Raw genomic sequence first — 21,550 nt, forward strand, 5'->3', positions numbered from 1 at the left:
ATGTCCTCCAAACGATTTTATACACCTGTCCATTGATGGAATTCTGACAGTTGCGTAATAAATATAAGATTAATCATACAACATATGAACAGTCCGATATTGACATAAATTAACGCAAGTGATGAGAACTTGCGCAACAACCTTAATGTAATGTAAAACCCGTAACATATTAAGATAAAGATTGATGATATGACTTTTAAATCTAAAAATATATGATGCCCTAACGTCAATATCCCCCATTGAATACCTAAGAGAATACTGATAAACAGTAACATTACTCCTAAAAACGAACTATAAAAAACGCCTTTTTCTAAAGTTGCCACACTACCAATACGAAAGTAATCTTGATTAAAACGCTTTTCTTTTAAATTACGATATTGTATTAAATACAGTATCGCATTCACACACGCAATTGCGAAAAAAAGATAACTGACAAGTGCGAATGAGATATGGAAGATTAATAACTCATTAATCACATTTAAACGTGAACCATTTAACTGTAATTGATTCGGATGAAACGTATGAATTGCCATAAACATTAAACCTATCAGATTCAGCAATGCAATTAAATATGCGGAACTTCTAAAGACCGCAAAGATAAAAGTAATCGTTAATATCAGCCATGTTAGTATATAAAAACTTTCAATAATTGAGGTTAAAGGTAATTGCCCCATCCAAAAAATATACAAAACCAATGAACTGGTCTGAAGTACCCATGCGATGCCTAATGTATAAAATCCAATATTTTGAAATCGACTATTTTTATGCAATACATCGATCGTTAAAGTGAGCACACTGATTAAATAAATGATAAAGATACATTCATGAAATCTTATAAAAAATGCTTCTTCCATAGCATCACCATTCTTTAATTATCTAGTAAGAAAAACCTCTGCTTAAGTAAGTGTCTCTTTTTTTCAGTGGCTTCTGTCTTATAGTCAGACGTCACCTCTAAATCAAAAATCTCTTTAAAGAGTGCTAACTTTTCTTCTGAATATTTATCATCGCTAATTTCTTTAGCTTGCTTAATAGGATCTTTTAACATTTGGTTAATAATACTTTTAGTATGCTTAGATATCACTTTACGTTCTCTATCAGATAAATGTGGCAACTTACGATCGATACTAATCATTGTTTCTTCCTGAATGGTCATTGCTTTTTCGCGCAACGCTCGAATGACAGGGACGACGCCTAACATTTTGACCCACTCATTATGCTTATCAATTTCATTTGGAATGCGTTCAGCGATAAGTGCTGCAGCTTTTTGACGCTCTCTCATATTCGCATCAACAAGCCCTTTTAAATCATCGACATCGTATATAAAAATATTAGAATCAACGGTGTCTAGTGGTTCAATATCTCGCGGTACCGCGATATCGATTAAAACCTGTTGACGATTTTTATTTAAATCGTGACTCAGTGCAATCATGTCTTTTGTAATGACAAACCCTTCTGCACTCGTTGAACTAATTACAATGTCAGCAGTAGCCAAATAATGCGTTATTTCAGAAAACGCACCGACAGAAATATGATGTTTTAGTGCTAAATCTTCAGCACGTTCAAGCGTTCTGTTGATAACTGTTATATCTGTCACGCCTGCACCTTTTAAATTCATAATGGCAAGTTCTGCCATTTCACCTGCACCAATCACTAAAGCATTACGACGCGTTAATTTACCGTAAATTTTCTTCGCTAGCTCCACCGCTGCATAAGAAACGCTTGTAGCATGATCGGCTATATCCGTTTCATGATGCGCTTTTTTACTAAATGTAATCGCTCGCTTGAATAATTCATTAAAAATAATACCCGTAGTTCCTGCTTTTTGCGCAATTAAAAATGCATCTCGGATTTGACCCAAAATTTGCGTTTCACCTAATACAATAGAATCTAATCCAGATGTAACTCTAAACAAATGTGTCACAGCATCATCTTCCACTTTCACATCTGTAAATTGCTTGATTTCATCAACTTCAAAATTAAACTCACGCGCTAAAAAGCGTTGAATATAATATCGCCCAGTATGAATTTGGTCTACAATAGCATAGACTTCAGTTCGATTACATGTGGATACGATAACATTTTCTAATATTGATTTCGTTTCATACAACGTTTCATGTACACGATACATATCCACGTTATTAAAATTTAATTTTTCTCTCAATGATACATTCGCAGTGTGATGATTCACACTTACAGAAATCATATACATTATAACGCCCCCGTTATATCTACAATACCCAAATTATAACATACATTAAAGTCATTCTAATTATTATTGCCCGTATTTATAAGTTGCTAAATGATGTTGTCATGAATTTGTCAAACTCACATTTAAAAGTGCGTCGTAATCGCATCCCAAATCATTTGTTGATTTTTTTTATCAACAGAAGAATAACTGATGATTTGATCACCTTTTTCGAGTTCTAATGCTTCTTTTATCACTTTGATATGTTTTTGAACCTTACCTTTAGGAATTTTATCCTCTTTAGTCGCGATAATTAATGTTGGAATCTCATGATATTTTAAGAAGTCATACATGAGGACATCATCTTCTGTAGGAGGGTGCCTAAGATCTACTAATTGAATAACAAGTTTTAAAGCCTCTCGTTGTGTAATATATGTTTCAATCATTTTTCCAAACGCTTCTCTTTGTTTTTTACTTACCTTTGCGTACCCATATCCTGGAACATCGACAAAGATTAACTGATGATCAATATCAAAAAAGTTTAATGTTTGTGTTTTACCGGGTTGTTGGGACGTTCTTGCCATGTTTTTCCGACCAATCATACTGTTTATAAACGATGATTTTCCAACATTAGAACGCCCACTCAGCGCCACCTCAGGCAATCCAATTTCAGGATACTGTTCAGGTTTGACCGCACTTATTAAAATATCTACATTATTTGGATTAATATTCATGTATTCACCTCATAAAAAAGCCTAAGTTGAATCGTTACATTCAGCTTAGGCCAATAATGATGCCTATTGTTATGCAGAAGTTTTCTTATCGTTTAAAAGATTTCCTTCTGAATCATATAAATCAGGCTCAGTTTCGTTAATAATCGTTTCTTTCGTAATGACTACTTTTGCAACATTTTCAGTTGAAGGGACATCAAACATAATATCGATGAGCGCTTCTTCGATAATCGAGCGTAAACCACGCGCGCCAGTTTTACGTTCAATGGCTTTTTCACTAATCGCATTAAGTGCTTCTTCTGTAAATTCTAATGCAACATTATCCAACTCTAACATTTTCGTATATTGTTTAACGAGTGCATTTTTAGGTTGTGTTAAAATGTTTTTTAATGCTTCAACATCTAATGTTTCAAGATTAGCAACGATCGGTACACGACCGATAAATTCAGGGATTAAGCCATACGTTTGTAAATCTTCAGGACGAATATGTTCTAATAATGATGCGTCATCATAATTTGATGCTTCGCTACTCGCAAAACCAATGACTTTTTCTCCTAAACGGCGTTTAATCACGTCTTCAATGCCATCAAACGCACCACCAAGAATAAATAAAATATTCGTAGTATCGATTTGAATAAATTCTTGATTTGGATGCTTACGTCCACCTTGTGGCGGTACACTCGCAGTCGTACCCTCTAATATTTTTAATAATGCTTGTTGCACACCTTCACCTGATACATCGCGTGTAATCGATGTATTTTCAGATTTACGTGCAATTTTATCTATCTCATCAACATAAATAATCCCTTTTTCAGCTTTATCGATATCAAAATCAGCTGCTTGGATTAAACGTAAAAGGATATTTTCAACATCTTCACCCACATAACCCGCTTCCGTTAAACTCGTTGCATCCGCAATAGCAAACGGCACATTTAATGTTCGAGCTAATGTTTGCGCTAATAATGTTTTACCACTACCAGTCGGCCCTATAAGTGCAACATTACTTTTTTGCAATTCTACATCGTCATCTTTAGGTCCTAATTGTTTAACACGTTTATAATGGTTATATACAGCTACTGCTAACGATTTTTTAGCTTTATCTTGACCGATAACGTAGCTGTCTAATTGTTCCATAATTTCTTTTGGTGTGGGTAATTCTGTAAGTTCTTCTGTTTCGTTTTGATTCAATTCTTCTTCAACAATCTCAGAGCAAAGTTCGATACATTCATTACAAATGTATACACCACTTCCTGCTACAAGCTTCTTGACTTGGTCTTGATCTTTACCACAGAAAGAACATTTTAAGTTTTCTTCATCTTCATTGAATTTAAACATAATTGATTACACCCCTGTTCTTCTATGACTATACTAAAAAGCATTCTATTACGCAAATGGATAGCCTATCAAGTTATTTGCATAAAATAAGATGGGAGTGAATGTGAAACCGATATGCATCACTTGGCTTCAAACACTCACCCCCGCAACTATTCATTTACTATTTAAATTGAGAAATGAAACCATATTAGCATGTTTCGTTATCTCAAAGCTTATTTGTCGCTTTCTTCTTCTTTAGTCGCTTCAACAAGCTTAGCTTCTTTAACTAATAAATCAATAACTTTTTTCACACGTACGTCATTTTTAACGATGTCTGTGTTACCTAAAGTTGATTTAATATCGTCTACAGAAATACCGAATTGAGCACTCATTGTTTCAAGTTCTTTTTCAACATCTTCGTCTGTTGCTTCGATATTTTCAGCATCTGCAATCGCAGCTAATGTTAAGTTTGTTTTCACGCGTTGTTCAGCATCTTCTTTCATTTGACCACGTAAATCCTCTTCAGATTGACCTGAAATTTGGAAATACGTTTCAAGGTTTAATCCTTGTTGTTGTAAACGTTGTGCGAATTCTTGTACCATGCGATCTTCTTCTGTTTTAATCATCGCATTTGGAATATCAACTTTAGCATTATCTGTAGCTTTTGTAATTGCTTCTTCTTTTTGTGTATTTTCAGCTTCAGTCGCTTTATTTTCTGCTAATTGCTTACGTAAGTTTTCTTTATATTCATCTACAGTATTTGCTTCAGAATCAAGTTCATTCGCAAGCTCGTCGTCTAATTCTGGCACTTCTTTTGATTTAATTTCATTGATTTTTGTTTTGAAAGTTGCTGGTTTACCTGCTAATTCTTCAGCGTGGTATTCTTCAGGGAATGTTACTTCAACATCCTTTTCTTCACCAACAGCTAAACCAACAAGTTGTTCTTCGAAACCTGGGATAAACATACCAGATCCGATTTCTAAGTCATAACCGTCAGCTTGTCCACCTTCAAATTGTTCACCATCAACATAACCATCGAAGTCAAGATTTACAGTATCGCCTTCTTCAACTTTACCGTCTTCTTTAACCACCATATCAGCCATTGCTTCTAAACGTTGTTGAATAGTTTCTTCCACTTCTTCATCTGTTAATTCAGTATTTTGTTTTTCAATTTCTAACCCTTTGTAGTCACCTAATTCAACTTCAGGTTCTACAGTAACTGTCGCATCAAATTTGAATTCTTTACCTTTTTCAATTTGAGTTACTTCAATTTCAGGTTGATCTACTGGATTAATACCAGCTTCTTCAACTGCATTGCTGTATGCTTTTGGTAATAAAATGTCTACAGCGTCTTGATATAACGCTTCAACACCAAAACGTTGTTCGAAAATTGGACGTGGCACTTTACCTTTACGGAAGCCAGGTACGTTAATTTGTTTAACTACTTTTTTAAAAGCTTGATCTAATGCTTTATCTACTTCTTCAGCAGGAACAGTTACTTGTAATAACCCTTCGTTGCCTTCTTTCTTTTCCCAAGTTGCTGTCATGTGTATAAACCTCCATGATATACTATTAAAATTTTTCAACTTCTTCATTATAGCATAGGTTGGCGTGGTGATAAACCCAAGCGCCTATGTATTTAATAAATTTATAAGTTCAACCAATGCATGTAAGTCGTCATCCATTTTGTTTTCCTCGCCTGTTAAGGATTTAAAGTACATTTGATACGCTTTCAACCAATGGTCAATAGTATCAATTGAAGTAATTTCAAAAGGATACAACGCGATATTGTGTGTATTGAGGTGCACATACGCCTCACTTACTAATGATGGCATTGCTTTCTCTAACCATTCGATGATTCTAGGCATCAGTTGATTGTTGAAGCTTGTGTGTGAAACGCCTTTTAAACGATGAGGTTTAACCTCTGTGTGTAAGCCGAATTTTTCAATGTGAATCGGTTGTTCATAGTGTGCAAATTTTAAATATTCAAGAATAAGCGTCATTAACCGATGATTGAGGGATTCATGTTTGATATAAAATGCAAATGTGTCTGCATATTGATAAGCATGGTCATCAATTAAATCTAATAACAATTTCGTCTGTTCACCATTAGAAAGACTAAAGAAAGATTGTAATTGGTAATGAAAATAATCTTTACGCTTATTAAGTTCTGCCGTCGCTTGATCTTTAATAGGTAAAAATACTAAGCGTGTTTGATGTTCGTTAACTTCATCAATCACTTGATCAATGACATCAATCACAGCATGATATTGTTTTAATTCAAACAAACTTTTCACATAATAAATCATCAAAGTATCGTATGGTTGGAACCCTTGTGACATTAAAATATTTGCTTCTTCTTTTAATTCAAGATATGACTTTAACTCCCATAATGTTTCGCATTTCATTAGCGCTAATTGTGACGTTAACTCAAACGATGCTTCGTACGTAATGAATAAATCATACACACGTTCATAGTCGCCTTGATTAAAAAATGTGATCATATCTTTTTCAATTTTATCTTTACGCTTTGGAAATGGAATTATTTCACTCATCTTTATCACCTATTTCAAATCTTGTAAAATAAGTGCACTCCATGATTCGAATTGATTTAAATCATTGATGTCTTCAAGAGACTTCCATTCTATTTTCAATGTATCTGTTTCTTTAACTTCAATGTTATTGGCTTTGACTTTAACTTTAAAAACAATACCAATATGAACTTTACCCACTTCGTTAGAGTCGTCATTGATGAATCCAACATGTTCAAGTTGTGATGCACTTGTAACATGAAGCCCCACCTCTTCTTCAAGCTCACGACTTGCATTGACAATAATTAAGTCATTGATGGTTTGTGCATCTGGAACATCATTCATATGCCCACCTACACCAATAGAGCCTTGTCCGTGTAGACGTGCTTCACCACCACCTGATAAACGTTCATAGACTAAAAGGTCGCCATTTTCATTTTCAAGTATGCAGTAGGATATAAGTTGTTTGTAAGAAGGATCCTCTTCCATATCCCCACGTCTTTTTACTTCATACTGGTCTAATGTGTTAAAAATTTCAATACTCTTCGCATCGCTTTTAGAAATAAAACCATTAAAAGCATTCTTTTCTTGGTTGAACAACGAATGACGTTGTACGACAGCGATTTGTTCATCAAATTTCGACATAATGTTCTCCTTTATATTCATTTTCTTAATCGTATCAGAGAATGGGTATAACGAAAAGTGATATACCGTATCAATGACAACTTACACATGGTGTTTTCTCGTTTTACTCCATTATTTTTCGTCTAAATTAAATTGAAGAAGCTACATGCACACAAAGATAAAAATGCTTTTCACTCAAAAGATTAAATCTTTAGACGTGAAAAGCATTTTTAATTAGGTTTATTTTAAAGCTTCTTTCGCTTTACTTACTAATTCACCGAAAGCTTTATCGTCTGAAATCGCGATTTCAGAAAGCATTTTACGGTTAATATCGATACCAGCAGTTTTTAAACCGTTCATTAAACGTGAGTAGCTGATGTCGTGTTGACGTGCAGCTGCATTGATACGTGTAATCCATAATTTACGGAAGTCACGTTTTCTTTGACGGCGGTCACGGAATGAATATTGACCTGATTTCATTACTTGTTGTTTTGCTACTTTATATAATGTACTTTTTGAACCAAAGTAACCTTTTGCTAATTTAATCGTCTTTTTACGACGCGCTCTTGTTACTGTTCCACCTTTAACACGTGGCATAATAAATTCCTCCTTTTATCTCTTGCGGTATGCCTTACATACCATATCGAAAACTAAAATTATTTAACGTATGTTAATAACTGTCTTACACGTTTTGCATCGCTCTTAGATACTAATGATGCTTTACGTAATTGACGTTTTTGCTTTGTAGATTTGTTAGCGAATAAGTGAGAAGTGTACGCTCTAGAACGTTTTAATTGACCAGATCCAGTTCTTTTAACACGTTTCGCTGCTCCGCGATGAGTTTTCATTTTAGGCATAGTGAGTTCCTCCTATTTAATCGTTGTTTATTTTTCGTTAGTTGGCGCTAACATAAGAAACATTTGACGGCCTTCCATTTTAGGCTTTTGCTCTACAGATGCAATATCTTTACATTCATCAGCAAACTTTTCTAAAACACGTTGACCAATTTCTTTATGTGTAATGGCACGCCCTCTGAAACGAATCGAAACTTTAACTTTATCACCTTTAGATAAGAATTTACGTCCGTTTTTAAGCTTTGTATTGAAGTCATGTTCTTCAATTGTTGGACTTAAACGTATTTCTTTCACGTTGATAATTTTTTGTTTCTTTTTCATTTCTTTTTCTTTCTTTTGTTGCTCAAATTTGTACTTACCATAGTCCATAATACGAGCAACAGGCGGTTTCGCATTAGGTGCAACAACAACGACATCTAATCCTAGACGGTCTGCCATTTCTAATGCTTCATGTTTGGTTTTTAAACCAATTTGGTCACCATTTTGACCGATAACACGTAATTCTTTTGCGCGAATCTTTTCATTAACTTGCGTTTGATCCTTAGCTATGGTTGACACCTCCAATAGTTTTACGAATGGTCCAAGTACAAAAAGAAGCGAGGACATAAAATGTCCCCGCTTCTTCAATAACATGAACGTTTTCTACATGTTTATCGTTTACCTGCCAACTGCTTGATGCGTCGCTACAGGTGAGAAGCGGGTGCTTCTACTTGGTCCGTTTCGTAATCAACAGAATTAACTATACCAAGTTGTTACGAATTAGTCAACATGTTTCTGAAAGTTTTTTTCTTTCGTTGAAATAGAAGGATCTAAGTTCACATCATTTAAAGGTATTAATTTCGTTTTATATCTAAATTTGTGATATAAGAAAAACCCTAAAAATACCGGAATACCCATATATGTGATAAGGAAACGATTGAAATCAAAGTTACCACTTTGAATAAAATCAACGTCTTGACCAATGATGACAACGATACATAAAACACCTGCAAGTATTGGACCGAATGGGAACAATTTCGCTTTGTAAACCAATTTGTCTTTATCATAATTTTGTGCATCAAATGCTTTTCTAAAACGATAATGACTGACGGCGATACCAACCCATGCGATAAATCCAGTTAAACCACTTGCCGCAACAATATACTCATACGCGTTACCACTAACTTGTTGCACGATAAATATTAAAATAACGATTGCAGCGGTTGCAAGCATTGAGATAATTGGTGTCCCATTCTTATTTGTATGACCGAAAATGCGTGCTGCGAGTCCATCTTTACTCATAGAGTACAACATACGCGTACTTGCATACATACCTGAGTTACCTGCTGACAATACAGAGGTTAAAATCACCGCATTCATAAACGATGCCGCAAAGGCTAAACCAGCATTTTTAAAAACTAATGTAAATGGTGATGTAGCGATATCATTACCACCGCCCATTAATGCAGGGTTATCGTATGGAATCAACATACCGATGATAAAAATAGCAAAAATGTAGAAAAGTAAAATACGCCAAAAAACTTGTTTAATGGCTTTCGGCACAGCACGTTGAGGATTTTCAGATTCTCCAGCTGTAATCCCTACAAGTTCTGTACCTTGGAAAGAGAAACCAGCAATTAAGAATACACCAAAAACAGCTAATAGACTGCCACCAAAGCTACCACCTAAAATTGGACCATCACCTTTAGTGAATGTATCAAATCCAACAGCTTGGCCACCCATAATACCCACAATCGTAAGAAGACCTACAATAATGAAAATAATGACCGTTGCCACTTTAATAAATGCAAACCAATATTCACTTTCGCCATACACTTTAACAGATAAAGCATTCAAGCTAAAGATGATACACATGAACAAGCAACTCCACGCCCATGCTGGTAGAAACTGTAGCGGTTGCCAATATTGAATGACTTGCGCAGCGATTGTGACGTCTGCAGCAACTGTAATAACCCAGTTAAACCAGTAGTTCCATCCAAGGGCAAATCCTAATGAAGGATCTACAAACCGTGTCGCATACGTACTAAATGATCCAGATACAGGCAAGTACGTAGCCATCTCTCCTAAAGATGTCATCAAGAAAAATACCATCACGCCGATAATCGCATATCCTAGTAATGCCCCTAATGGACCCGCATCTGCAATCGCGCCACCAGATGTCATAAATAGTCCTGTTCCAATCGCACCACCGATCGCGATCATCGAAATATGACGATCTTTAAGGTGTCTTTGAACCGTGTTTTCATTTCCCAAATTACTTTGACTCATAAAACCTATCCTTTCCCTTTACTTAGAGGTAGGTGCAAATGTTACATGATGATCATTGTGTTTATTTGTGTAAAAAGAAACAAAGGTTACATCGAGGATGCAACCTTTGTTATATATTTCAACATAGATAGCACACCACTATTGTGACAGTCTGGTTCCTATTCGAATACCAGCCCAATAAAAGTTGTTGATGGATGAACTTTTATTTCGGCGTCTTTACCTTTAATTTGTGCAACATATGTTCCATTCGACTTCTGACAAACGACTCATTAAAGACGCAACCTCTAACTAAATTTTATTAAATTTTTGATTTGTATCTACTATAGCTTAAAGTTTACTGAAAGACAAGTTATCTTTTCTTTTTTAAACGGATTTCGTCCACTAAATTCCAAATAAACGTGTCTTTTTCAACTGTTTCTTGATCTTTAGAGCCATATTTACGTACGTTAACTTCATGATTTTCAACTTCTTTATCACCTACTACAAGCTGATAAGGAATTTTTTTCATTTGTGCTTCACGGATTTTATAGCCCATCTTTTCATTACGGTCATCAATATGAACGCGGACACCTTGTGATTTGAGTTCATCTTGAAGTTGTCTCGCATAATCATAATGCAACTCAACATTGACTGGAATGATTTCAACTTGTTGCGGTGCTAACCAAGTTGGGAAAACCCCTTTTGTTTCTTCTGTTAAAAATGCAACAAAACGTTCCATTGTAGAAACGACTCCGCGATGAATAACAACTGGACGATGTTGTTCACCATCTTTACCGATGTAATTTAAATCAAAACGCTCAGGTAATAAGAAATCAAGTTGTACTGTAGACAACGTTTCCTCTTTACCCATTGCCGTTTTCACTTGAACGTCTAATTTAGGACCATAGAATGCCGCTTCACCTATAGCTTCTTCATAGGAAAGACCCAGTTCATCCACCGCTTCTTTTAACATCGATTCCGCTTTATTCCACATGACATCATCATCAAAGTATTTTTCTTTATCTTCAGGATCGCGATAGCTTAATCTAAAGCGATAATCTTCAAAACCGAAGTCTTTATATACATCAATAATCATGTTCACTGTGCGCTTGAATTCATCTTTAATTTGATTAGGTCGCACAAAGATATGAGCATCATTTAACGTCATGCCGCGTACACGCTGTAGTCCTGATACCGCGCCACTCGCTTCATAACGATGCATTGTACCTAATTCAGCAATACGAATCGGCAATTCGCGGTATGAATGTGGTTTATTTGCATAAATCATCATATGATGTGGACAGTTCATCGGACGAAGTACCATTGCTTCATCCTCATCAAGTTGCATCACTGGAAACATGTCTTCTTGATAATGATCCCAATGTCCAGATGTTTTGTATAAATTTACATTCGCCATGACAGGTGTATAGACATGGTCATAACCTAAACTCACTTCTTTATCTACGATGTAGCGTTCAATCTCACGGCGAATTGTTGCACCATTTGGTAACCATAATGGTAACCCTGCTCCTACTAATTGATTGTTAGTGAAGAGCTCTAAATCTTTACCGATACGTCTGTGATCACGCTCTTTACGTTCTTCAAGCATTTTCAAGTGTGCTTTTAAATCTTTCTTATCAAAGAACGCTGTTCCATAAATACGTTGCAACATTTTATTATTATTATCTCCGCGCCAATATGCGCCAGCAGTAGATAACAATTTAAATTCTTTAATTTTAGCTGTAGATGGGACATGTACACCGCGACATAAATCTGTAAACTCACCTTGAGTATAGAGCGTTACATTTTCATCTTCTGGAATCGCCTCGATTAATTCTAATTTGTAAGGGTCATCATTAAAGAATGCTTTCGCTTCGTTTCGACTAACTACACGATGTGTCACCGGATGATTTTCATTAACGATTTGTTTCATTGTTTTTTCAATTTTTTCAAAATCATCACTTGAAACTTTGTCATCCATATCAAAATCATAATAGAAGCCGCCATCAATCACAGGGCCCACACCAAACTTTACATCGCCATATAAACGTTTCAATGCTTGTGCCATAAGATGAGCAGTAGAGTGTCGTAATACTTCTAATGCCTCATCACTTCCCGGTGTAATAATTTCAATATCACCATCTTCTTCTAAAGGACGTGTAAGATCGACTAATTGATGATTAAATTTACCTGCAACTGCTTTTTTACGTAGCCCAGGACTGATCGATTGAGCAATTTCTTCTGTTGTAATCCCTTTTTCAAAACTTTTTTCATTTCCATCTGGAAAGCGAATCATTATTTGTGACATATGCATCCTCCTTAAATTTTAACGACTAAAATAAAAAGACCCCATCCCTAAATAGGGACGAGGTCATCGTGGTACCACCCTAGTACTGCATAAAAATATGCAAACTCTACTTAAGATAACGGTCTTGAGCCGGACATTCATTACAAATGTCATACTGAGGGAGTAATGCGATACACTATTAACTACACTCTCATCAAACGGTAGCTCTCTGTATAATAGGCTGTACAACATCGTATCCTCTATTTTTTGTCGTCATTTAGTTATTTCCATTATAGCGCTTTTTTATAAATTTTCAACGTTTTCTATAATTTTCCCCTTCTAATCGATAAGGATCTGCTAAAGTTTTAACACGTTCCATAATCCGAGCGGCCTTCGTTACTTCAGTGCCACCACGCGTTACAGATAGATGGTGTTCGAGTTCGTCTAAATTTAAATTCGAGCTGAAAAACGTTGGTAATTCTTGAATCATACGGTAATGTAAAATAGGTCCTAACACTTCATCTCGAACCCATGGTGAAATTTCTTCTGCGCCAATATCATCTAAAAACAGAACACGGGCTTCTCTCACTTCTTTAACACGTCGGTCCGTCGAGCCATCTTTAAAACCATTTTTGAGTGTACGAATAAATTCAGGCACATAGATGATTGTAGAAGGCACTCGATTACTTTTCAATTCATTAGCAATGGCACCTAATATAAATGACTTCCCTGTCCCAAATTCACCATAAAGATATAAACCTTTAGTGGGTGTTTTCGCAATAATTTGATCAATCATATCGTCTAAGCGCATCGCCAGTTCTAAACGATTTCTTCGATTCATATAAATATCTTTAATTTTCGCATTTAATGTTTCAGGGTGCATATGAAATGAAGTAATCATGCTACTATAATACTTCGCCTCATCATGCTTAATTTTACATGGGCATGGCGTATATTTGATTTTGATGCGATTATTTTCGATATATAATTGTGGAATATGCCCTTTCACAAAGTTTGGACAGTTTTCGAAGGAATGATCATCATCACATTGCTTTTGTTGATCTTTATATTCTTGAAGTATATTTAAGTCTACATCTATCATGTGATTTGTGATTTCATGTTGGTGCGCGTCTATAAACTGCTTGACATCTGGATCTTGTAAAACATCGCGTTTAATTTTAGCAATACGTTTTTCGAAGGCATCATTCGACCCTATAATGTGACTAAATGATTTCATTCTTTTTCACCTGCCCGTTTTTTGTTTTTTAATTTATTTAAAAAGGCTTGTTTTTCCTTTTCAAGATGCGCTTCGTCTTCTTTTTTCAACTCAAATTCTTCAGGATGTGTAAGCCACCTTGGTGTTTTTTCGAGTGATTGTAAATGTTGTTTATTACGGTATTGTGAAGCACGTGGTTTTGAATAATGTTGTGATTGTTTCTCTTTTATCTTTTGTGCGAGTTCATGTGCGGATCTCGCGTCTGTCACCTGTTGTTTTTTCCAACTTGACGCTACTGAAAGCACGTAATTTTTAGGTAAATTTTGATCTTTCGTTAGTAAGACATATTGCAATAAAACATTAATCGCACCGAAGCTTAACTTCTCGCGCGTGATTAAATCTTCTATCATTGCTTTTTGTTGCGGGGTCGGTTCTGCGTCACCCCACGATGTGAGCATCACAATAGGACTTGTATTGTCCATCATTTCATACCACTCATCCCAATTGGAAACGTCAGCTTTTAAAGGATTTTGGATAGCGTTCGTCGTTTCACCTGAATTTGAAGGTGTAAGTGCAGGTAATTCTTGTTGGTTTTCAATCAAATAATAATCTTGCGCTGTTTTACGTAAAGTTGATAAAGATAATGTTTGATCGCTATTTAACGATTTTAATATCGCTGTTTTCATCATGTCAGGGGATAATCGATATAATGTAGCCAACTGAATAATCGTTGTTTTATTCGGTTCACTAATCACTTCACTACTTACATAATGCGTTTGAAGCATATCTTTTAATAAGTCAAAATCAAAATAAACATCAGATAAATCGACACCATTATAACTTTGTTCATTTAATGCACCTGCATTCGGTCGATGTGACTGTTGTGGTACTTTAAAAACATCTGTAAATTTTTTAGTTACTTCGGTAAAAGCCTTTAAATCCATCTCATTTGGAATAAAATACCGTTTAATTTCATGAAAACGTGATTGGCCAACAACTTGATAAAAATAAACAGACAACATCGGGTCATTAAAAAATTTATAAGGCGATGGTGGTGCAACGAGTTCATAAACGAATTGTGTAGTTTGTTTTGTGTGACGTACATAGGTCTTTAACAAACCAATTCCCTCTAATAAATCTAATTTTTCTCGGAATTTTAATAAGTTAATTTTCAACTCAGACATAATCGTATAATGTGTGTAACCGTCATCAAAAGTACTTGAGGCAAATTGTTCTAAATATTGATAATAACTAACAGCATCAGCACCAATCAGTGGTATAAAAAGTCGATGAAGTACTTCTTGGTGACGTTGGTGATAAAAATATGCGCGCACGACGGCAAAACCATCATGTGCTTGTAATTGATTCGGATACATCGATACCATATTATTCACTCCGCCTGTTATCTTTAATAATACCTTGCATGGATTTAAGCAATTGATCTACATCTTTAAATTCACGGTACACGGATGCAAAACGCACATAAGAAACCTGGTCTACATCTATTAATAAATCCATCACATGTTCTCCAATATCTCTCGATGAAATTTCTGCCATACCTGAATCTCTCAATTTCCATTCCACTTGATTTGTAATTTCCTCTAGTTTTTGAAAACGTACTGGTCGTTTTTCGCATGATCGAACCAAACCGTTTAAAATTTTTTCACGATTGAATTGCTCTCTTGTTCCATCTTTTTTAACAACAATGAGCGGACTCATCTCAATGTGTTCAAAAGTAGTGAAACGTGTTCCACAATGTTCACATTCACGTCTTCTTCTAATTGCATTTAGGTCATCTACATGTCTCGAATCCACAACACGAGCGTGCGTGTGTTGACATTTAGGGCATTTCACGACTTTTTCACCTTCTTCAATAATTTTGTTTCATTATACTACAAACTGATTTAATAGCAAAAGTACAGTGATTAAAAAGAGCCAAGGTAAACATTTTACCTTGACCCTAATCGAGAAAAATATACTATTTTTTGTTAAACCAATCTATATATTAGCAATTTACAACTTATGCTGTCACTTTAATCGCTTTCGCAATTTGTTGTAAGACATCTACAACACGTGTAGAGTAACCCCATTCGTTATCATACCAAGCAAGTACTTTTACTTTATTTTCACCCATCACGATAGTTGATTGCGCATCGATAATTGCAGAGTGGCTATCTGTTTTAAAGTCATCTGATACAAGGGGTTCATCCACAATATCAATTACACCACCAAGTTGATGATCTCTAAATAATTGGTTCACTTCTTCTTTAGTAACAGGTTGTTTTAAATCTACAACTAAATCAACGAGCGACACATTTTTAGTTGGCACGCGTAATGCCATTCCGTGTAGTTTCCCTTCAAGTTCTGGCAACACTAGTGCGAGTGCTTTTGCTGCGCCAGTAGATGTTGGAATAATACTTTCAAATGCTGCACGTGCACGACGTAAATCTTTATGTGGATTATCTAAATTGTTTTGATCATTTGTTACGGCATGTACTGTAGTCATTAGGCCGTTTTCAATACCGAACGTATCATTTAACAATTTTGCAACAGGTGCTAAACAATTTGTCGTACATGACGCATTACTAAAGATGTCATATGTATCAACATCTAAATCACTGTCATTTACACCTTTAACAATCGTTTGCACGTGTCCACCTTTTGATGGACCTGTTAACAATACTTTTTTTGCACCTGCTCTAATATGAGCATCCGCCTTATCACCGTGGTTAAATTTACCTGTCGCTTCAATAACTACATCAATACCTAAAGCTTTCCAAGGTAAATTTTCTGGGTTACGATCAGAAACTAATTTAATTTCTTTACCATCCACACTAATACCATTTTCTATAGGTTGTACTTCTTTGTTGAAACGTCCGTGCGTTGTATCATATTTAATAAGATGTGCAATGGTCTCTGGTGGATAACTTGCGTTAATCGCAACCACCTCAATATCCTCTCTGTTTAATGCAATTCTTAAAACCATACGGCCGATACGACCTAAACCGTTTATCGCAATCTTTGTCGTCATGAAAAAAGCACTCCTTGTTAATGTGTTATACTTATATTTAAGAGTATATCATAATTAATCAAAAATGAAACCGTTTGCGTTGATAAATTTTACTTATAAAATGCCATTTGTATATTTTTACAATCCGTGTATAGTGCCTTTGGGATATTAATGTGTCACATTAACCTATGTAGTGTTATACGATGAATCATAAATTTAGAGGTTACATGGCGCATTAGCTACCTGTAAACTCAATCCTACATCTTTCATTCGCATCCACCTGAATTTATAAAAAATGGGGTGAACCTTAAAATTGGTCCACCCCATTTTATTTCACTTTATTCAACACTTTTAAGATAACCCTTTTCAGCTAAAACTTCCTCTAAATTTTGTTTAAGTTCAAGTTTTGTGCCAAAATTATCAATTACTACATCAGCCATACGACTCTTTTTATCAATTGAAATTTGACTATAAATGCGTGCTTTGGCATCTTCAATTGATAATTGGTTACGTTCCATTAAACGGTCTATTTGAATGCTAGGAGATGTATAAACTAACCATACTTCATCCACTGTATTTTCAAGACCATTTTCATATAGTAAAGGAATATCCATGACAACATCATAACCTTCAGCAAGATATTGATCTCTTTCCTTTTCCATTAACGTTCTCACAATAGGATGAATAATAGCATTTAATTTTTCACGTTTTACATCATCATAGAACACTTGTTGTCCGATATAATGGCGATTCATTTCTCCATTGTCATCAATGGCTTCCTCACCAAATTCTGCTCGGACTTGTGACAAGCCTTCAGACCCTTTTTCAACTGCTTTTCGAGACGCGACATCAGCATCTACTATTTTAAAGCCGTGCGCTTTCAAAAGTTCTGCCACAGTGGATTTACCAGTGGCAATTCCACCCGTTAAACCAATGACTTTTGACATAACATACCTTCTTCCCTTATTTTTGACAATTTTTACAATAGTGTGTATTACGACCGCCAATAATCGCTGTATCAATCGCACTTTTACATTCTTCACACATTTTCTGTTTATATACTTTTAAATTATTTTGCATCGTTCCACGTTGACCATCTGCGTGAACGTAATCAGAGATACTTGTTCCTCCATGTAAAATACCCATTTCTAGAACTTTTACAACACTTTTAAAAACGTTTATGCGCTCATCATGTGATAAATCTTGTGCTAAACGATGTGGATTGATTTTAGCATCAAATAACGCTTCACACGCATATATATTCCCACACCCAGCAATGACGCGATGTTCTAAAATCATACGTTTTATCGGCATTTTTTTATAACGATTAACTTCATATTGAGCTAAATAATGCGATAACGCATCGATATCAAATGGTTCAGGTGCAATTTCTAATAGAGAAGGGTATTCCTCTAAACATTTAACATTTCTAATTTCACCAAACCGTCTAATATCTGAATAAACAAGTAACCAATCGTTATCTAAATGAAATATAACGTGCCAATGCTTTCGATAGTTTGCAATGTTAATATCCTCAATATGTTTGACTACAAAAAAGCCACCAGCCATGCCTAAGTGAGATACTAATGTACGTTGATCAGAATCGTTTACCAAATCAAAAAGAATATATTTGCTTCGGCGATATACATGTTGAATAGTATAACTAACACTAAACTGTTGAAACGCCTCTAAACTTATGCCCTTTATAATGGTGTCTTTACCTTGTTGTTTACCTAAAATGACACTATCGGAAAAGGTAATCTTTTCAATGCTTGCACCTTCAATGAGCGGTTGAATGCCACGTTTTACATGTTCAACTTCTGGTAATTCTGGCAATGTGTTCCCTACTTTCTATTTTGCATCGTACCACGTTTTCCCATAATCTGAATCTACTTGAAGCGGTACATCTAATTCTAATGCATGAATCATAATGTCTTCTACAAACTTACTAAATGTTTCAACTTCATCTTTAGGTAATTCAAAAATCAACTCATCGTGTACTTGTAATAACATCTTAGCTTTAAAATCAGAATGTTTCATCGCTTCATCTAACTTAACCATCGCACATTTGATAATGTCAGCCGCGCTACCTTGAATTGGGGAATTCATAGCTGTGCGTTCAGCAAAACCACGTTTATTAAAGTTACGACTCGTTATATCAGGAATATATCGACGACGTTTTAACAATGTTTCTACATAACCATCTTGTTTCGCATCTTGAACAATTTCTTCCATATAAGTCTTTACACCAGGAAAGTGATTTAAATAGTCATCTATAAACTGTTTAGCTGCTTTACGTGTAATACCTAGACTTTGGCTTAAACCATAATCGCTAATTCCATACACGATACCAAAGTTAACTGCTTTCGCTTGACGACGCATTAGAGCAGTTACTTCGGAAGCATCAACATTAAACACTTTCATAGCAGTCGTCGTATGGATATCTTCATTATTAATAAAAGCATCTTGAAGGGTACGATCTTTAGTAATATGTGCAAGTACACGTAACTCGATTTGTGAATAGTCTGCTGCTAAAATTACACTATTTTCATCTGTTGATTTGAATGCTTTACGAATTTTGCGCCCTTCTTCAATACGAATTGGTATATTTTGCAAGTTAGGATCCACAGAAGATAAACGACCCGTTTGAGCTAACGTTTGATTAAAGCGCGTATGAATACGGCCATCTTCAGAAATCACTTTTTGTAAGCCTTCTACATAAGTCGATTGTAGCTTAGAAAGCGTACGGTACTGAAGAATTAAATCAATAATGTCGTGCTCACCTTGCAATTTTTCTAATACATCAACTGCTGTGGAATACCCTGTTTTAGTTTTTTTAATAACAGGCAATTGTAACTTTTCAAATAAGATAACACCAAGTTGTTTCGGAGAGTTAATATTAAATGTTTCACCCGCTACTTTATGAATATCTTTAATCAGTGTATCCAATTTCGATTGAATATCAGCTTCCATAGTTTGTAGCGTCGTCACATCTGTGTAAATACCAGTAAACTCCATTTCACCCAAAATTAAAGCTAAAGGAAGTTCAATATCCGTTAATAAAGTCATTTGTTCATGCGCATCCAATTTTTGTTGCATCATTGGATACATGATTTCAATTGCATCTAAAATTGATGCAATATGTTCGGCTAACGGTTGGTCATCGGGGATAAGATAAGATTTTCCTTTTCCATAAATAGTAGCACGATCCTGAACAAATGTCCCTTCATATAGAGATGAAACGGAAGCTACATCCTCAATTGTTTGCGATGGATCAATTAAATAGCTTGCAAGCATCGTATCAAAAACTATGTTTTGAATGCGTATGCCTAAACGCTTACACGCGACATATGTTTTCTTAGCATCAAACACATATTTACACGTTTTTTCATCTTCAAGCCACGCAACTAAAGGTTCAATCTCCTTAATCTGATGTGCGTCCACAACAATATAGTCATTGTCTGTTTTCAAACCAAATTTTAAAATATTATTTTTGATATAATTGTCTCCATCAATTTCAATATGAACTATCGCTGCATCTAAAGCATCAAATTGAATTCCTTTAAAATCTGAGGAGATTTGATATGATTTTTGAACTGATGATGTATCTGCTTTAATATCAATATCTTTTAATAATTGGCGAAATTCCAATGTTTTAAAAAGCTCAATTTTTTCTGTCTCATCTATTGTTGTCGGACGTTTTGTATCTTCTATCGTAACAGAGATGGGACTGTCGCAATTTATAGTAGCTAATTGTTTACTCATTAATGCATCCGCTTGGCTATTAGCTAATTTTTCTTTCAACTTTTTCCCACTGACTTGTTCTATATTGTCATACACACCTTCAACAGTTTTAAATTGATGTAACAATTTTAGTGCTGTTTTTTCACCAACACCAGCAACACCTGGAATATTATCTGATGTATCACCCATTAAACCTTTCAAATCACGTATTTGATCAGGAACAAGACCGCCATACTGTTCTGCGATAAATGCCGGTGTATAATGATCTACATCTGTGACACCTTTTTTTGTATAATAAATTGTCACGTTATCAGTGGCCAATTGTGTTAAATCACGGTCTCCTGTAATGATGATGGTTTCTAACCCTTTTTGATCCGCTTCACGACTAAGTGTCCCAATAATATCATCGGCTTCATATTGTTCTAATTCATACCGCTTGATTTGATAAGCGTCCAACAGTTGGCGAATATAAGGGAACTGTTCACTTAATTCTGGAGGTGTTTTTTGTCTGCCACCTTTATAATCTTGATAAGTCTCGTGTCGAAATGTTGTTTTCCCAGCATCAAATGCAACTAGAAAATGTGTGGGTGATTCTTCTTTGATAATTTTTTCTAATAAACGTGCAAAGCCATAAATTGCATTCGTGTGAATACCAGCTTTATTTTGTAATAAGGGTAACGCATAAAATGCTCTAAAGCTTAAACTGTTACCATCAATTAACACTAACTTTTCCACATGGGTCCCTCCTAGCTACTTTGCATTTATTTTATCACATCACATACTAAATACCCATTGCGGCACTAAAAG

At 35.2% G+C, this 21,550-nt stretch carries 19 protein-coding genes, 1 riboswitch and 1 other annotated feature; all 19 genes read right to left on the reverse strand.

All coding sequences use genetic code 11. From position 1 onward, the window contains the following. Window positions 1–17: 17 nt before the first annotated feature. Window positions 18–854 (reverse strand): cytochrome c biogenesis protein CcsA, encoded by an 837-nt coding sequence (gene ccsA, locus CD172_RS01830; protein ID WP_103345294.1) that lies wholly within the window; start codon window positions 852–854, stop codon window positions 18–20. Between the two features lie 14 nt (window positions 855–868). After that, window positions 869–2,209 (reverse strand): glutamyl-tRNA reductase, encoded by a 1,341-nt coding sequence (gene hemA / locus CD172_RS01835; protein ID WP_103345295.1) that lies wholly within the window; start codon window positions 2,207–2,209, stop codon window positions 869–871. Window positions 2,210–2,331: 122 nt separating this feature from the next. Further along, the gene (gene yihA, locus CD172_RS01840) at window positions 2,332–2,919 is read right to left on the reverse strand and encodes a ribosome biogenesis GTP-binding protein YihA/YsxC (RefSeq protein ID WP_060551214.1); all 588 of its coding nucleotides are present in this window, start codon (window positions 2,917–2,919) and stop codon (window positions 2,332–2,334) included. A gap of 69 nt (window positions 2,920–2,988) precedes the next feature. Continuing rightward, window positions 2,989–4,251 (reverse strand): ATP-dependent Clp protease ATP-binding subunit ClpX, encoded by a 1,263-nt coding sequence (gene clpX / locus CD172_RS01845; protein WP_060551215.1) that lies wholly within the window; start codon window positions 4,249–4,251, stop codon window positions 2,989–2,991. Between the two features lie 212 nt (window positions 4,252–4,463). Then, window positions 4,464–5,777 carry a trigger factor gene (gene tig, locus CD172_RS01850; RefSeq protein ID WP_060551216.1) on the reverse strand — a complete coding sequence of 438 codons (1,314 nt, stop codon included), beginning with the start codon at window positions 5,775–5,777 and terminating at the stop codon, window positions 4,464–4,466. 84 nt (window positions 5,778–5,861) lie between these two features. Next, window positions 5,862–6,785: a hypothetical protein gene (locus CD172_RS01855; protein WP_103345296.1), complete on the reverse strand. Its 924-nt coding sequence runs from the start codon at window positions 6,783–6,785 to the stop codon at window positions 5,862–5,864. Window positions 6,786–6,794: 9 nt separating this feature from the next. Further along, window positions 6,795–7,406: an NUDIX domain-containing protein gene (locus CD172_RS01860; protein WP_103345297.1), complete on the reverse strand. Its 612-nt coding sequence runs from the start codon at window positions 7,404–7,406 to the stop codon at window positions 6,795–6,797. Between the two features lie 219 nt (window positions 7,407–7,625). Next, a complete protein-coding gene (gene rplT / locus CD172_RS01865) occupies window positions 7,626–7,982 on the reverse strand; it encodes a 50S ribosomal protein L20 (protein WP_037565502.1) in 357 nt (118 codons plus the stop codon). Window positions 7,983–8,041: 59 nt separating this feature from the next. Further along, window positions 8,042–8,242 (reverse strand): 50S ribosomal protein L35, encoded by a 201-nt coding sequence (gene rpmI / locus CD172_RS01870; RefSeq protein ID WP_037565503.1) that lies wholly within the window; start codon window positions 8,240–8,242, stop codon window positions 8,042–8,044. Window positions 8,243–8,269: 27 nt separating this feature from the next. Next, window positions 8,270–8,797, reverse strand: a complete 528-nt coding sequence (gene infC, locus CD172_RS01875; protein ID WP_082021572.1) for a translation initiation factor IF-3 — start codon at window positions 8,795–8,797, stop codon at window positions 8,270–8,272. Window positions 8,798–8,823: 26 nt separating this feature from the next. Then, window positions 8,824–8,957, reverse strand: a sequence feature (ribosomal protein L20 leader region). A 41-nt stretch (window positions 8,958–8,998) separates the two neighbouring features. Then, window positions 8,999–10,507 carry an amino acid permease gene (locus CD172_RS01880; protein ID WP_060551219.1) on the reverse strand — a complete coding sequence of 503 codons (1,509 nt, stop codon included), beginning with the start codon at window positions 10,505–10,507 and terminating at the stop codon, window positions 8,999–9,001. Window positions 10,508–10,627: 120 nt separating this feature from the next. Beyond that, window positions 10,628–10,802: riboswitch (Lysine riboswitch) on the reverse strand. 54 nt (window positions 10,803–10,856) lie between these two features. Next, window positions 10,857–12,794 carry a threonine--tRNA ligase gene (thrS, locus tag CD172_RS01885; protein WP_103345298.1) on the reverse strand — a complete coding sequence of 646 codons (1,938 nt, stop codon included), beginning with the start codon at window positions 12,792–12,794 and terminating at the stop codon, window positions 10,857–10,859. Window positions 12,795–13,086: 292 nt separating this feature from the next. Then, complete coding sequence (dnaI, locus tag CD172_RS01890) at window positions 13,087–14,010, reverse strand: primosomal protein DnaI (RefSeq protein WP_103345299.1); 924 nt, start codon at window positions 14,008–14,010, stop codon at window positions 13,087–13,089. Further along, window positions 14,007–15,374, reverse strand: coding sequence for a replication initiation and membrane attachment family protein (locus tag CD172_RS01895; RefSeq protein ID WP_167701410.1), 1,368 nt, complete (start codon window positions 15,372–15,374; stop codon window positions 14,007–14,009). Before CD172_RS01895 ends, dnaI begins: the two co-directional genes overlap by 4 nt. A gap of 1 nt (window position 15,375) precedes the next feature. Next, window positions 15,376–15,843 (reverse strand): transcriptional regulator NrdR, encoded by a 468-nt coding sequence (nrdR, locus tag CD172_RS01900; protein ID WP_037565510.1) that lies wholly within the window; start codon window positions 15,841–15,843, stop codon window positions 15,376–15,378. Window positions 15,844–16,009: 166 nt separating this feature from the next. Further along, window positions 16,010–17,020, reverse strand: a complete 1,011-nt coding sequence (locus tag CD172_RS01905; RefSeq protein ID WP_060551223.1) for a glyceraldehyde-3-phosphate dehydrogenase — start codon at window positions 17,018–17,020, stop codon at window positions 16,010–16,012. A gap of 317 nt (window positions 17,021–17,337) precedes the next feature. Next, window positions 17,338–17,946, reverse strand: coding sequence for a dephospho-CoA kinase (coaE, locus tag CD172_RS01910; protein ID WP_060551224.1), 609 nt, complete (start codon window positions 17,944–17,946; stop codon window positions 17,338–17,340). Window positions 17,947–17,962: 16 nt separating this feature from the next. Further along, complete coding sequence (mutM, locus tag CD172_RS01915; protein ID WP_103345301.1) at window positions 17,963–18,835, reverse strand: bifunctional DNA-formamidopyrimidine glycosylase/DNA-(apurinic or apyrimidinic site) lyase; 873 nt, start codon at window positions 18,833–18,835, stop codon at window positions 17,963–17,965. 15 nt (window positions 18,836–18,850) lie between these two features. Next, entirely contained in the window at window positions 18,851–21,478 is a 2,628-nt protein-coding gene (gene polA / locus CD172_RS01920) for a DNA polymerase I (protein WP_103345302.1), read from the reverse strand. Window positions 21,479–21,550: the final 72 nt, after the last annotated feature.

It is taken from the genome of Staphylococcus agnetis, from assembly GCF_002901865.1.
In the GTDB taxonomy this organism is placed as follows: Bacteria; Bacillota; Bacilli; order Staphylococcales; family Staphylococcaceae; genus Staphylococcus; species Staphylococcus agnetis.